The 13,180-nt window shown below is 72.4% G+C and carries 10 protein-coding genes; 4 read left to right on the top strand and 6 right to left on the bottom strand.

All coding sequences use genetic code 11. The features are described 5' to 3' along the window. The first annotated feature begins 372 nt into the window (after nucleotides 1-372). Together BLS99_RS17880 and BLS99_RS17875 are read left to right on the top strand one after the other, a co-directional pair. Complete coding sequence (locus BLS99_RS17880) at nucleotides 373-1,323, top strand: sensor histidine kinase (protein ID WP_218126627.1); 951 nt, start codon at nucleotides 373-375, stop codon at nucleotides 1,321-1,323. 160 nt (nucleotides 1,324-1,483) lie between these two features. Next, nucleotides 1,484-2,425 (top strand): aldo/keto reductase, encoded by a 942-nt coding sequence (locus tag BLS99_RS17875; RefSeq protein WP_091052791.1) that lies wholly within the window; start codon nucleotides 1,484-1,486, stop codon nucleotides 2,423-2,425. A gap of 88 nt (nucleotides 2,426-2,513) precedes the next feature. On the opposite strand, the gene BLS99_RS17870 is transcribed toward BLS99_RS17875, so the two are convergent. From BLS99_RS17870 to BLS99_RS17855, 4 genes are all read right to left on the bottom strand, one after another. Beyond that, nucleotides 2,514-2,891: a glyoxalase superfamily protein gene (locus BLS99_RS17870; protein WP_218126619.1), complete on the bottom strand. Its 378-nt coding sequence runs from the start codon at nucleotides 2,889-2,891 to the stop codon at nucleotides 2,514-2,516. 258 nt (nucleotides 2,892-3,149) lie between these two features. Next, a complete protein-coding gene (locus tag BLS99_RS17865) occupies nucleotides 3,150-6,122 on the bottom strand; it encodes an RICIN domain-containing protein (protein WP_091052789.1) in 2,973 nt (990 codons plus the stop codon). 92 nt (nucleotides 6,123-6,214) lie between these two features. Next, nucleotides 6,215-7,312 (bottom strand): PP2C family protein-serine/threonine phosphatase, encoded by a 1,098-nt coding sequence (locus BLS99_RS17860; protein WP_091052787.1) that lies wholly within the window; start codon nucleotides 7,310-7,312, stop codon nucleotides 6,215-6,217. Between the two features lie 121 nt (nucleotides 7,313-7,433). After that, nucleotides 7,434-7,832, bottom strand: a complete 399-nt coding sequence (locus BLS99_RS17855) for a winged helix-turn-helix transcriptional regulator (RefSeq protein WP_091052784.1) — start codon at nucleotides 7,830-7,832, stop codon at nucleotides 7,434-7,436. 96 nt (nucleotides 7,833-7,928) lie between these two features. Between BLS99_RS17855 and BLS99_RS17850 the strand changes: the two genes are divergently transcribed. Next, entirely contained in the window at nucleotides 7,929-8,789 is an 861-nt protein-coding gene (locus tag BLS99_RS17850) for an NAD(P)H-binding protein (RefSeq protein WP_091052782.1), read from the top strand. 771 nt (nucleotides 8,790-9,560) lie between these two features. On the opposite strand, the gene BLS99_RS17845 is transcribed toward BLS99_RS17850, so the two are convergent. Next, nucleotides 9,561-10,373 carry an NmrA family NAD(P)-binding protein gene (locus tag BLS99_RS17845; protein WP_091052778.1) on the bottom strand — a complete coding sequence of 271 codons (813 nt, stop codon included), beginning with the start codon at nucleotides 10,371-10,373 and terminating at the stop codon, nucleotides 9,561-9,563. A 260-nt stretch (nucleotides 10,374-10,633) separates the two neighbouring features. Then, a complete protein-coding gene (locus BLS99_RS17840) occupies nucleotides 10,634-11,593 on the bottom strand; it encodes an MBL fold metallo-hydrolase (RefSeq protein WP_245712298.1) in 960 nt (319 codons plus the stop codon). A 265-nt stretch (nucleotides 11,594-11,858) separates the two neighbouring features. Here BLS99_RS17840 and BLS99_RS17835 point away from each other — a divergent pair, with 265 nt between their 5' ends. Further along, on the top strand, nucleotides 11,859-13,133 hold the full coding sequence (locus BLS99_RS17835; RefSeq protein WP_245712297.1) for an MFS transporter: 1,275 nt from the start codon (nucleotides 11,859-11,861) through the stop codon (nucleotides 13,131-13,133). The last annotated feature ends 47 nt before the right edge of the window (nucleotides 13,134-13,180 follow it).

The following is a 13,180-nucleotide window of genomic DNA, read 5'->3' as shown; positions in this document are numbered from 1 at the left end:
CTTCGGCGAGCGGGCCGGACGGCCAGGCGGTCACCGGTGGGCTGCGGGCGGCCCGCTGCGGAGGGGCCCATTCCCGCGACGGGCACGGGGCCCGCCACCGATCAGTGTCCGCTGGAGCGCTCAGACGACCGTTCCCCCGCACCTGGCCGGCATCGCAAGCACTGGCCCACGCGGGTACCCGAAACTCTCCACTGTGACCTCCACCGTAACCCCGCGCGGCGGTGTTGTCACGGGGGCGTGGACCCCCTGGACATGCCACATTGTCCGGCCGTGCTCCGCGGCCTAGACTGAGGCTGCTGGCTCCACATCGCCCCGAATCCCGCCGCCGGGGCAGATCCCCGTCAACGTCCTTGCGATCGAAGGAGATCCGAGTTGACCGCCGCTGCCGGTCCCGCGACCGGCGATCCCTTCAGGCACACCGCCTTCCAGTACACGGGCGACGACGAGTACCTCACCGGGACCATGGCGTTCATCGAGCAGGCGTTCGCCCTCGACGCGCCGGTCGTGATCGCCGTCCCCGTCGAGCACTTCGAACTGCTGCGCAAGGCGCTCGGCGGCGCCGTCGACCGAGTCCGGCTCCTGAACATGTCGGAGGTCGGCGCCAACCCCGGCCGCATCATCCCCGGCGTGCTGCGCGCGTTCACCGACGTCTACGCCGACCGGCGGTCCTGGGTCGTCGGCGAGTCGACCTGGCCGGGCCGCACCGACACCGAGTACCCCGCGTGCGCCCAGCACGAGGCGCTCATCAACTACGCGTTCGCCGGACGCGACGTCGCCATGCTCTGCCCCCACGACGTCGCCGGCCTCGGCACGCGCGCGGTGGCCGACCTCCGCGCCACCCACCCCCGCCTTATCGACCCCACCGGGGAGCACGCGAGTGCCGCCTACGACCCCGGCCGCGTCGTCAGCGAGTACAACGCGCCGTTCGAACCGCCGCCGAAGTTCGCCATCGAGCGCGCCGTCGACATCGACACGATCGACAACGCCCGCTGGTTCACAGTGGCCTTCGGCCGCCGCGCCGGCCTCTCCGGGATGCAGCTCGTCGACCTCGAGATCGCCGTGACCGAACTGCTCATCAACTCCGTCCTCCACGGCGGCGGCAGCGCCGAGCTGCGGATCTGGTCGGACGAGCGGGCGCTCGTCTGCGCCGTTTCCGACGCCGGCCACATCACCGACCTCCTCGCCGGGCGCCGCCCCGTCGACGCCGCCCAGCCCTTCGGGCGCGGGCTCCTGCTCGTCAACTCCGTGGTCGACCTCCTGCGCACGCACACCAGCGCGCAGGGGACGGAGACGCGCCTCCACCTGTCGCTGCTCGGCTTCTGACGCCGGCAACCGCCGAACGGGTCACTCGAACGGCCGTCCGGATTCCGGCGCGGTGTTCCCGGGGTGTATGAAAGGATCGCTTCGGAAACCGGTCCGGCGGAGCCGGGCCGCGGCGGCGCACGGCCCGTGCGCCCCGGGAACACGACCCTGGAGGTCACCCATGGCCAAGCTCGGCAGGACCGGCATCGAGATCCACCCGCTCGTCCTCGGCACCAACACCTTCGGCTGGACCACCGGCGAGGCCGAGGCCCACCGGGTCCTCGACGCGTTCGCCGACGCCGGCGGCACCCTCGTCGACACCGCCGACGCCTACTCGGCCTGGGCGCCAGGCAACTCCGGCGGCGAGTCCGAGACCGTCATCGGCTCCTGGCTCGCCCGCAACCGCGACCGCCTCCTCATCGCCACCAAGGTCTCCCAGCACCCCGAGTACAAGGGCCTCTCGGCCGCGAACGTCAAGGCCGCCGCCGAAGCCTCGCTCAAGCGGCTCCGCACCGACGCCATCGACGTCTACTACGCGCACTTCGACGACGCCGAGACCCCGCTGGAGGAGACCGTCGCCGCCTTCGACGCCCTCGTCACCGACGGCAAGGTCAAGCACGTCGCCGTCTCCAACTACAGCCCCGAGCGCCTGCGCGAGTGGCTCGACATCACCGAGCGCACCGGGGCCGCCCGCCCGGTCGCCCTCCAGCCCAAGTACAGCCTCGTCAGCCGTGCGACCTTCGAGCCGGGCCTGCGCGACATCGCCGTGGCCGAGGACCTGAGCGTCTTCCCGTACCACGCGCTGGCCAGCGGGTTCCTCACCGGCAAGTACCGCACGGAGGCCGACCTGGAGCGGTCGGTGCGCGGGGGCTCGGCCGGGAAGAACCTGAACCCGGCGGGCCTGGCGATCATCGAGCGCCTCGACGAGATCGCGCAGGACCGCGGCACCGCGATCGCCTCGGTCGCGCTCGCGTGGGCGCGCAGCCGCCCCGGCATCGCGGCCCCGATCGCGGGCGCGCGCGAACTCGACCAGCTCGCCCCGCTCCTGGCCTCCGCCGAACTGGAGCTCACGCAGGAGGAGGCCGAGAGCCTGACCGCCCTCTCGGACGCCTTCGGCGCCTAGACGATCGACACGCGCCGCCCGGCCGCTCGACGGCCGGGCGGCGCGGTGCGTCACCGTTCCCGTGGCCCGGCCCCGCTCCCGGGTCCCGCTACCGCGCCTCGTCGAACCTGAGGTGGTTGCCGAACGGGTCGCCGACGGTCAAGGTCCTCGATCCCCAAGGGGCGTCCTCGATCCCGGGCCGCGCGAACGGGTAGTCCTTCGCGGCGAGCTCCGCGTGGAACGCCTCGATGCCGCGGATCGGCACGAAGCACGCCGTGCCCGGTGTGCCGTCGCCGTGGTGCTCGCTCAGGTGCAGCACCGCCGCACCGCGCTCCACCTGCATGTACAGCGGCATGCCCGGCTCGAACCGGTGCTCCCAGGCGACTGCGAAGCCCAGATAGCCCACGTAGAACTCCAGGGCCTTCTCGACCGAGAAGATCCGCAGGATCGGCACCGGCGGCGAGATCGCGATCGGGTCGTCTGACATGGCATTCCCCTTCCGACCGGCCAAGCGTAGGACCGGGGACCGACAGCCGCCCCGGAATCGAAGCCGCAGACCAAAGCCGCCGAGCCCGCCCGCCCGCCGAGCCGGCCCGCCCGCCGCGTCCGCCCGTCCCGGCGCCTGTGGCACCGCCTCCACCCCGCCCATCGCACTCCTGCCCTCCGCACTCCTGCCCTCCGCACACGGCCGGGGCCCGCACCGCCGAACGCGGTGCGGGCCCCGGCTCGTCGTGCCCCCGGGCGCCTAGGCGGCCGGGGCCTTCGCGTAGACCTCGATCTCGCTCAGGATGATCCACCCCGCGGTCCCGCCGGAACCGGCGGTCATGACCAACCGCACGGCGGACGTCTTCGCGTTCACCTCCACGTCGACCACGGGCGCCTCACCGGTCGGCACGTCCACGAACCCCGCGTCGACCCAGTTCCCCGCCGCGTCGCGGTACTGCACCGTCAATGTGTCCGCATAGGACGGACGACCGCCGTCGCTCCAGAAGTACGACACCACCCGGGTCACGTCCCGCGCCTCCGGCAGCTCCACCGCGATGGTCTCCTCGGTGTTGAACGGCCCCGACTTCCAGTTCGACCACGCCTTGTCCGTCAGGACCCCGTTGCGCAGCGCCGAGGCCGAGTACCCCGGCTCGGTGTACGTTGCCGTCACTGAGACCCCGTCGCCGAGCGCCACGTTCGCCTCGACCGGGTCCGTGACCTCCACGTTCACCACCGCGGGCAGCTCCGTGCCGTCCACGAGCACCGCCGTGCCCGCGACCGCCACGGTCCCGTACTCGTCGAAGGCGCCCTCGGCGGGCTCCTCCCACGCCACGGGCACCGCGGCCTCGGTCCCGTGGTCGCCCAGCGCCGTCACCGTCGCCGGCAGCGGCGGCGTGAACCCCGGGTACGTCACGGCCGCAGCGGGTTCGGTCGCGGAGAACGTGTCCACGCCGACCTTCGCCTTGGCGCGGAACGTGTTCCCGAGCGCGTCGGTCGCCTCGCCCGTCACCGTCACGGTCCTGACCCGGTTCCATGTGGACTCGCGCGGCATGTCCCACTCGACCGGGAGCGCCCCGCGCACCCCGTCCCGGTACACGCCCGGCACGGTCGCCGGCAGCTCCGGCACGAACCCGGGCACCGTGTACGCGCTGACCTGCTGCGCCCGCAGCACGGTCTCGTCGACCACGCCCCAGCGCTGGTTCGGCGCCGAGGTCGGCGTGTACGTCTGCACCGGCGACCCGTCCGCGGTCGCCTCGCCCCACACGTCGAGCACCAGGCCCGTGCCCGCGTTCACCGGCACGTAGGTGCCGTCGCCGGTGGTCGAGAGGTACCAGGTCGCCGCCGCCGAGGGCTCGCCCTCGTCCGGTTCCAGCACCGCCAGCCCGTCCGCGACCGCCAGCCGCGCCCCCGTGGCCGCGTTGACGATCGCGTACTCCTCGGTGTTCGTGTAGCCCTCGGTCAGCCGCTCGACCTCCCACAGCTGCGCCCCGTCGGCGGCGTCGTCGGTCTCGATGACGATCCCGGTGCCGTCCGCGCTCGGCGCGATCGACTTGCCGCTCTGGACCCCGTCGAACCGGTACACGTGCCCGTCCTGGAACAGTGCCATGTCACATGCCACACCTGACACGCCCTCGATCACGAACGTCGTCACCGACTTCGCCGGCACGGTCAGCGTCGCCTCGCCGCCGCGCACCCGCACCGCCTCGCCCTCCACGAGCGCGCCGTCCGCGCTCGTGACCACCGGTGTCACGGTCGCGCCGCGCGTGATCCGGTCGAACCCGGACAGGCCGAGGGTCACCTCCACGGCCGCGTCGCTGCTGTTGGTGTACACCGCGTTCGCGCCCTTGCCGTCCGCCTCGACCGCGGCCGTGGTCGCCGCGTCGTCGGTCGCGATCACGTGGTCGCCGGGCTCGATGTAGTGCGTGAAGTTCTGGATCGTGTAGTACTTCGTGTTGACCCGGATCGGGCAGGTCTCCAGCGTGTCCTCGGCCGTGCAGTCGAACGGGAGGTGGATCGAGCCCCAGCTGTGCCCGCCGGCCACGTCCTCGACCGGCTGCCACAGCACCCACGCCGCGGGCTCCAGCTCGCGCAGGTCGTCGGTGATCCGCGCGGCGATCCCGATGCCGTTCTCCATGGACTCGTAATCCTGGCCCGAGGTCCACGACCCCTCGACCTCGCTCATCCACAACGGCAGGTCCGCGGCCTTGGCGAGGTCGCGGGCGCTGGTGCGCTGGCCGGTGCCGTAGGTGTGGACGTTGAGCTGGTCGACGTTCGCGCGCGACTCCTCCGTGTACGCGTTCCAGTTGCGCACGAACGTGCCCGGGTTGGTCTCGTCCATTGCGGACACGACCGCGTCGAGCTCCGAGACGGACAGCTGCTCCGCAAGCGCGTTGATGACGAGCTGCTGGAGTTCGGGTCCGGCGTGCGCGCCCTCCTGGCGCCCTCCCGTGGGCTGCACGCCGTCCGGGCCGAGTTGGGTGCCCCAGTAGTTCGTGTTCGGCTCGTTGAGCGGGTCGACGGTGTCGAACTCGATCCCGTGCTCGGCCTCGACCCGCTCCATGACCTCGGTGAGGTACACCGCGAACTCGTCCACGGTGTCGGTCCTGATCTGGTCCTGGTTCGCGTCGAAGCCGCCCGAGACGTACCCGGAGACGGTCTGGAAGTACGGCGGCGAGTTGGCGAACGCCTCCCAGTGGGTGACGTCGTCCTTGACCGCGTCGATCCACCACCGCTGGCGCTCGTCGGCGTCCCAGTCCCAGTGCTCGGGGTCCTCGGGGTCCCACCAGTCCTTGTCGGCCTGGGTGGTGCCCTCGGGGGCGGCCCACCAGCCGGGGACGGCCGCGGCGCCGCCGCGCAGGTACTCGTCGTCGATGTTCGGGGCGTTGCCGCCGCCGATGTTGTACCTGGCGATGTTCAGGTTCAGCCCGTCCTCGCCGAAGAGCATGTCCGCCAGCTCGTTGCGGATCTCGTCGGGGTAGCCGCCGGTGGCGTTGGCGAACCACACGAGGCTGGTGCCCCAGCCCTCGAACGCCGCCTGCTGATAGGACGGGTCGAGCGTGACGGTGACCGCGTTCGCGGCGGCCTCCTCGGCGTTCGCGGGGCCGCCGGTGAGTGCGGGGAGGGCCGCGGCTGCGACGGCCGCCGCGAGGCCGGCGGCGCCGAGCGCGGCCGGCCCGCGCCGGAAGCCGTTGCGGCGCAGGGGCAGCGCACGCGGGGGACGGGGGGATGACATCGTCGTCTCCTTCGGGGGTGCCAATCGAGTCATTTGGATATTCACACAGAACCGAACTCTTGTAAACACCCTTCGTCAAACGGATTGAAAAACTAATCCGCGGCACCGCTCCCGAGCACCCTGGTCACCGCCAGGATCGAGACATCGTCGTCCATGCGCGCCGCGAACCGCGAGGCGTCCTCCCACACGAACGCCACCAGCGACCGCGGCGAGGGCGTGACCAGCCCCTCCAGGTGCTCCGCGAGCGGGTAGTACTCCCCGTCGGCGTCGCGCGCCTCGACCAGGCCGTCGGAGAACGCCAGCAGCGTCTCGTCGATCCCGAACGGCAGCACCGCGACCGTGCCCGCCCGCGGCGTGTCGGACAGCCGCAGCCCGAGCACCGGCGCGGGCTTGAGGTCGACCTCCTCCACGGTCTCGCCGCGCAGCAGCAGCGGCGAGGGGTGCCCGCACGACAGCAGCCGCACCTCGTCGCACTCCTCGGAGAACTCGGCCAGCAGCACCGAGGCGAACAGCTCGGGGATGTACCCGCCGTCGGCGTCGCCCAGGATGCGCCGCTCCAATCGCCGCGCGACCCCGGTCAGCTCCGGCTCGTCCAGGATCGCCTCGTGGAAGACCGCCAGGAGCATCGAGGCCGCGCCCACCACGTCGAGCCCGTGGCCCTCCACATCGCCGAGGATCAGCCGGGTCCCGAACGGGCTGCGGCGCACGTCGAACAGGTCGCCGCCGATGCTCGCGCCCTGCTGCGCCGAGTGGTAGAACCCGGCGCACGCGAGGCCGCCGACGCGCTCGGGCAGCTCGGGGAGGATGGCGCGCTGCGCGGCCTCGGAGACGCTGAGCAGGGTGACCAGGCCGGTCTCGAAGCGCTGGCGCAGCCACGAGATGCCGATGGCCGTGGCGAAGACGATGGAGACCACCACGATGTCGTCGCCGTCGAAGCGGCGCGAGACCGGGATGGGCGCGGCGACGACCGCGAGGCCGAACGCGGCGATGGCGGCGGTCCAGCCGGGGCCGAGGACGAACGCGGCGAGGATCGGGACGACCGCCATGGCGATGCCCGCGTGGAGCGGGTCGGGGCGGAAGAGCTGGAAGAAGGAGGCGGCGAACAGGGCGACGAGGGGCAGCAGCCGGACCCACAGCGGGATCGCCGTGGCCGGCCGCAGCCCTCCGAAGAACGAGGCCCGCGACGCCATGGCCCGAGTTTAGGCGCCGGGGCGGCCGTCACCTGCGGTTTCGGGCATTCGGAGGAATCGTCAAGGGCCGGGGGAGGACGGTTCGACCGGATCGGGTCGGCGGGCCGTGCGCGCGGCGCCGCTAGGGGGCCGCCGGGTGCTCGGTGTCGTACCCGGCCTGGGCTTCGAGGACCGAGGGCATGTGCTCGTAGAGATAGGCGACCATCTCGCGCAGCCGCGCCTCCATGCCGGTGCCGACCTCGGTGAGGGCGTACTCGACGCGGGAGGGGAAGCCGTCGGAGGCGTCGCGGATGACCAGGCCGTCGCGTTCGAGGTGGCGCAGGCCCTGCGCGAGGGCCTTGTCGTTGATGCCGCCGACCGCGCGGCGGATCTCGCTGAAACGCTTCGGGCCCTCATGGAGCGACAGCACAATGAGCGTGCCCCAGCGCCCCGTCACGTGGTCGAGGACCGGACGGGACGGGCAGCCGTCGGCGAGCACCTGGAACTCGCTGAGGACGTGCGGCACGGGACGGGAGGTCATCCCGCAATGTTACCTCCGCGATAGTGCTTTCATTTTGATTGTGCTTTCATTTGGAAAGTGAAAAGATCGTCGCAACCGACACTGAAGGAGCAGCAGATGATCGTCGTGACCGGAGCAACCGGAAAGCTCGGCACCCTGGTGGTCGAGGGCCTGATCAACCAGGTCCCCGTCGAGGAGATCGCCGTCGTCGCGCGCGACGCCGCGAAGGCCCGCCGCTTCGGCGAGCTGGGCGTCGAGGTCCGCCAGGCGGACTACAGCGACCCGGCGTCGCTGGCGGACGCGTTCCGCGAGGGCGAGAAGGTCCTCCTCATCTCCGGCAGCGAGGTGGGCCAGCGGGTCCCGCAGCACAAGGCCGTGGTCGACGCGGCCAAGAGCGCCGGGGTCGCGCTCCTCGCGTACACGAGCATCCTCGGCGGCCCGGCCGCCGACTTCGAGCTGGCCCGCGAGCACCAGATCACCGAGCGGTACCTGATCGACTCCGGCATTCCGTACGTGCTGCTGCGCAACGGCTGGTACCACGAGGTCTACACCGAGGCGATCGGCCAGGCGCTCGCCACGGGCGGCCTGCTCACCAGCGCCGCGGAGGGCGCCGAGGTCGCCAGCGCCTCGCGCGCGGACTTCGCGGCCGCCGCGGTCGCGGTGCTCACCGGCGACGGGCACGCGAACGCCGAGTACGAGCTCAGCGGCGACCGGGCGTGGACGTTCGAGGAGTTCACCGCGGAGGCGTCGCGCCAGCTCGGCAAGGAGCTTCCGCTCAACCGGGTCACGCCCGAGGTCCACCGCGGGATCCTCGAAGGCGCCGGGCTGCCGGGGACGCTCGTGCCGATCCTCGTCGGGGCCGACGACGCCATCTCGCGGGGCCTCCTCGCGACCCGCACCGGCGACCTCTCCAGGCTCATCGGCCGCCCGACGACCCCGGTCGCCGAGGCCATCGCCCAGGGCGTCAAGTCCGTCTGAGCAAGGCGGAAGCGCGGGTTCGCCGACCCGGATCGGGCAGTGCGGTGCTCGCCGACCGGTTGCGCAAGCGCGCGGGTTCGCCGAGCGGATCGGGCAGTGCGCCGCTCGAAGGCCGGTTCGCGAGCGCGCGAGTCCGTCCGACCGGATCGGGCAGTGCGGTGCTCGCCGACCGGTTACGCGAGGGTGCGAGTCCGCCCGAGCGGATCGGGCAGTACGTCGCTCGCCGACCGGTTGCGCGAGCGCGCGAGTGCGCATGAGCGGATCGGGCAGTGCGCCGCTCGCAGACCGGTTGCGCAAGGGCGCGAGTCCGCCCGACCGGATCGGGCAGTGCGCCGCTCGACGGCCGGTTCGCGAGCGCGCGAGTCCGCCCGACCGGACCGGGTCGCACGGCGCGGTCGACACCGGCCGGCAGGACTACCAAGCGACCGCAACGGGAAAGCGGCCCGCAGGGACACCTGCGGGCCGCTTCGCCGTCCGGGGCAGGGAGTGCCGTCCTGGCCCGGGGCGAGGGAAGTGATCATGGCCGCTTTTCGGCCCGGCAGGGCCGAGAAGCGGGGGAGCGGGCGGGAAATCGTCGGACCTTGGAGGCACCCTCGAACCGGGGGCTGCTCGATACGGCGCCGTGAGGCGCCCGAGGCTGCCCTCTTTCCGTCCGGCCCCGGCCGGAGCGATCCGTGCCGCTCCGGGGCGGGGTCCTCGTTCGGACCGTGCTTCGAGTGGATGCCGTCAGGCTCCGGGCCGGAGCCACCCGCCCCGATTCTGGCCGTACCTCTAGCGGAAGGCGCCCGCGTGCTCGCGCGCCCATTCGGCGAAGGTGCGGGCGGGGCGGCCGGTGGCGCGTTCGACCGCGTCGTTGGGGCGCTGGGTCCAGGCCGGCGGCGCCTCCCGCCAGCCGAGCACGTAGTCGATGGTCGCCTCGTCGTAGCCGAGGGCCTGCATGCGCAGCCGCCCGTCGTCCTCGCTCAGGGCCTCGAACCGCACGTCCTTCCCGGTGGCGTCGTTGATCGCCCCGACCTGGTCGGCCACGTTCAACGTCTCCGGCCCGGTGAGCGGGATCTGCTGCCCCGCAAGGCCATCGGTGGTCAGCGCTACCGCGGCGACGGCCGCGATGTCGCCTTCGTGGACCGGCGCGTGCCCGATGTGCCCGAACGCCTCGCGCACCACGCCCTCGGCCTTGATCTCCTCGGCCCAGGTCAGCGCGTTCGACATGAACTCGCCGGGCTGCAGCTCGACCGCGTTGAGCGCCGCGAACGCGTCCTCGACCGGCCCGCGGTACCCGTTCCACAGCAGCGTCACCCGCTTCACCCCGGCCGCGAGCGCGGCTGAGGCGAGCTGCGCGCTGTGCGGGACGGTCTCGTTCTTGGGCCCGAAGGTCGTCATGAGGTGCAGGCCGGTGACCCCGTCGAGCGCCCGCTCCAGGCTGGCCAGGTCCGCGAAGTCGCCCGCGACCGCCTCGACCCCCTCGGGGAGCCGCGCCGTCGCCGGGTCGCGCGTGAGGGCCCTGACGGGGTGACCGTCGGCGACCAGCCGCTCGACCAGGTGGTGGCCGACGTTCCCCGTCGCACCGGTGACCAGGATGGTCATGTTCTCCTCCTCGGGTTCCCCGGACCGGTTCCGGCCCGCGGGAGTCCAAGGCTAGGAACGCGAAGGCCCGCCCGCCTCGGTCGCGCGTCCCGGTCCCCTCTGCACCGCAGGTCCTAAGACCGGTCGGATCGGACGGGCCGGAGCGGCGACCGGGAGGTCCTGGCCGGCCACCGACCGACCGGCACCGACCGACCGGTCATCGGCCGGCCGAATCGCCGGGCCTTCGAACCGCCGGGCGTCCGGACCTCCGCGCCGCGCCCCTATTCCGCCTGGTACCAGACCTCGAACGCGTCGTACACGTGCTTCCCCGGCGCGCCGCCGATCTCGCGTACGGCCGCCTGGAGCTCCCGGAGCTGCGCCGCCGTCATCGGGAGCGGGGCCTCGTCGGGCTGGTACGTCCACCCGCGCGGGTACGAGACGCCCGGCAGCACCGACATCTCGACGTGGCAGCCGACCACATGCGACACCGGGTGCGCGTCGCACCACGCCACAAGCGTGTCCACAGTGGTCTCGAATGCATTCCAGTCGTCGACGTACAGCCGCCCCGGATAGAACGTGTCGCCGGTGAGCAGCATCCGCGTCCACCGGTCGTAGAACACGGTCGCCGCCGGGTGGTGACCCGGCCCGGGGATCACGTCGACCACCCGGCCGCCCAGGTCGATCTCGCGCGGCGTGGCCGGCCAGTCGTCGAACCCGTAGTGCGCCAACACCTCGTCCAGGCCCGGACCGACCACAGTGGTGCGCCGCCGGTGGGCGAACTGCGCGTCGGCCGCCTTGTGGTCGCCGTGCCCGTGGGTGTGGGCGACCACCAGCTCGTACTTGCGGCGCGGGTGGCGGTCCAGCCAGTCCGAGACGTGCCCGTCGACGGTGGCCCGCAGCGGGAAGTACTCCGGCTCGGGGGTCGCCCCGGTGTCGATGAGGAGCGCCCGCTCGTTCCCGAACAGAAGGAACATGAACGGCGCCTCGTAGTTCACGGACTTGTTCTGCCGCATGACGATCGTGTGCTCGTCGGCGGCGTGCGACTGGATCTCGGGCTCGGGGTCGTGCTTGGACGAGGGCCAGCCCGCGTGCCAGTCGACCTCCAGGTCCGGCTCGCAGCCTTCGGGGCCGAACGCGATCTGCCGCGACGGCTCGGCCGCCGCCGCATCGAGTGTTGAAGCGCTGATGGTGATGCCTCCCAGGGTTCCGGCAATGAGCGTACGACGACGGGTGTTGGTCACGGGGGTCTCTCCCTTGCTGAAGTCGGCCTCCAGCCTCGCCCGGCGCACCGGTGCGCCGCCTCGCCCCGCGGGATGACCTGCGCCCCAGCGGCTCACGACCAAAGCAGCACCTGACGTCCGACGAAGGTCGCATCCGCACGCCCCGCACCCTTTCCGCAACGGTCGGACAAACCGATGGACCGATTCCGGGACGCGAGGAATACTTGGCCGCGGTTTCAGGGCACCCCCGTCTCGCCCGGAACCGGACCCGCCCGAGAGGACCACTGTGCCGACCACCGCCGCGACCGACCGTTCCACCGGCCCCGCCTCCGACCCGGCCCCCGACCGCGGCACCGACCGCGCCCCCGACGCTGCGCCGACCGCGGCCAAGCGCCGCCGCGCGCTCGCCATCGGCGCACTCGCACTGGGCGCCTTCGGGATCGGGCTCACCGAGTTCGTGGTCGTCGGCCTCCTCGGCCCGCTCGGCGAGGACCTGAAGGTCTCCATCTCCACCGCGGGCCTCCTCGTCACCGGCTACGCCGCCTCGGTCGCCATCGGCGCCCCGATCATGACCGCCGTCGGTGTGAGGCTCCCGCGCAAGACCATGCTCGCGGTCCTCATGGCCCTCTTCATCGCCGGCAACGTGCTCGCCGCCGTCGCCGAGACCTACACCGTGCTCATGGCCGGCCGCATCGTCTCGGCCCTGTGCCACGGCGCCTACATGGGCATCGGCCCGGTCATGGCCGCCGGACTGGTCGCCCCCGAGAAGCGTTCGCGCGCAATCGCACTCATGATGACCGGCCTGACGCTCGCCAACGTCGTCGGCGTGCCCTTCGGCACCGCCCTCGGCCAGGAGCTCGGCTGGCGCGCCGCGTTCTGGGCCATCGTCGCGATCGGCGCGCTCGCGCTGGCCGCGATCCTGCTCTTCGTGCCCTCGCGCGCGAACGACCCGGGCCAGGGCTTGCGCGGCGAACTCGCCGTCTTCCGCCGCCCGCAGGTGTGGGTGGTCCTCACGATCACCATGCTCGGCTGGGGCGCCGCCTACGCCGCGATCACCTTCCTCGAACCGATCCTCACCCAGGTCTCGGGATTCGAGACGGCAACGGTCCCTTGGCTGATGCTCCTCTTCGGTGTCGGCCTCACCGCCGGGAACCTCCTCGGCGGACGCCTCGCCGACCGCGCCGTGACGCCCGCCCTGTTCGGAACGCTCGCCGCGGCCACGGTCGCGCTGGTCGTCTTCGCCTTCGCCGTGCACGCCCCGATCCCGGCCGCGATCATGGTCTTCGTGATCGGCGCGGCCGGGTTCGCGATGGTCCCGGTGCTCCAGACGCGGGTCCTCGACGCCGCCGAAGGCGCCCCCTCGCTGGCCTCCTCGGTGAACGCCGCCTCGTTCAACGTCGGCATCGCCCTCTCGGCCTGGTTCGGCGGCCTCGCCATCGACGCGCACTGGGGCCTCACCGCCCCGATCTGGATCGGCGTCGCCATGGGTCTGGCCGCGCTGGCGGTCGCCGCCGTGGCGAGCGCGAAGGCGAGGAGCAAGAGCGATAATCGTGGTCGCTGAGCTGAGCTGGGCTGAGCTGAGCTGAGCTGAGCTGAGCTGAGCTGAGC

The organism is Glycomyces sambucus (assembly GCF_900102815.1).
GTDB classification, from domain to species: domain Bacteria; phylum Actinomycetota; class Actinomycetes; order Mycobacteriales; family Micromonosporaceae; genus Glycomyces; species Glycomyces sambucus.
This window is presented reverse-complemented; position numbering and strand designations above follow the sequence as displayed.

Coding starts and splice junctions, on each gene's coding strand:
- BLS99_RS17845 (WP_091052778.1), bottom strand. CDS start 10,373: ATGACCATCCTGGTCACCGGTGCGACGGGGAACGTCGGCCACCACCTG.
- BLS99_RS17855 (WP_091052784.1), bottom strand. CDS start 7,832: ATGACCTCCCGTCCCGTGCCGCACGTCCTCAGCGAGTTCCAGGTGCTC.
- BLS99_RS17850 (WP_091052782.1), top strand. CDS start 7,929: ATGATCGTCGTGACCGGAGCAACCGGAAAGCTCGGCACCCTGGTGGTC.
- BLS99_RS17865 (WP_091052789.1), bottom strand. CDS start 6,122: ATGTCATCCCCCCGTCCCCCGCGTGCGCTGCCCCTGCGCCGCAACGGC.
- BLS99_RS17875 (WP_091052791.1), top strand. CDS start 1,484: ATGGCCAAGCTCGGCAGGACCGGCATCGAGATCCACCCGCTCGTCCTC.
- BLS99_RS17870 (WP_218126619.1), bottom strand. CDS start 2,891: ATGTCAGACGACCCGATCGCGATCTCGCCGCCGGTGCCGATCCTGCGG.
- BLS99_RS17860 (WP_091052787.1), bottom strand. CDS start 7,312: ATGGCGTCGCGGGCCTCGTTCTTCGGAGGGCTGCGGCCGGCCACGGCG.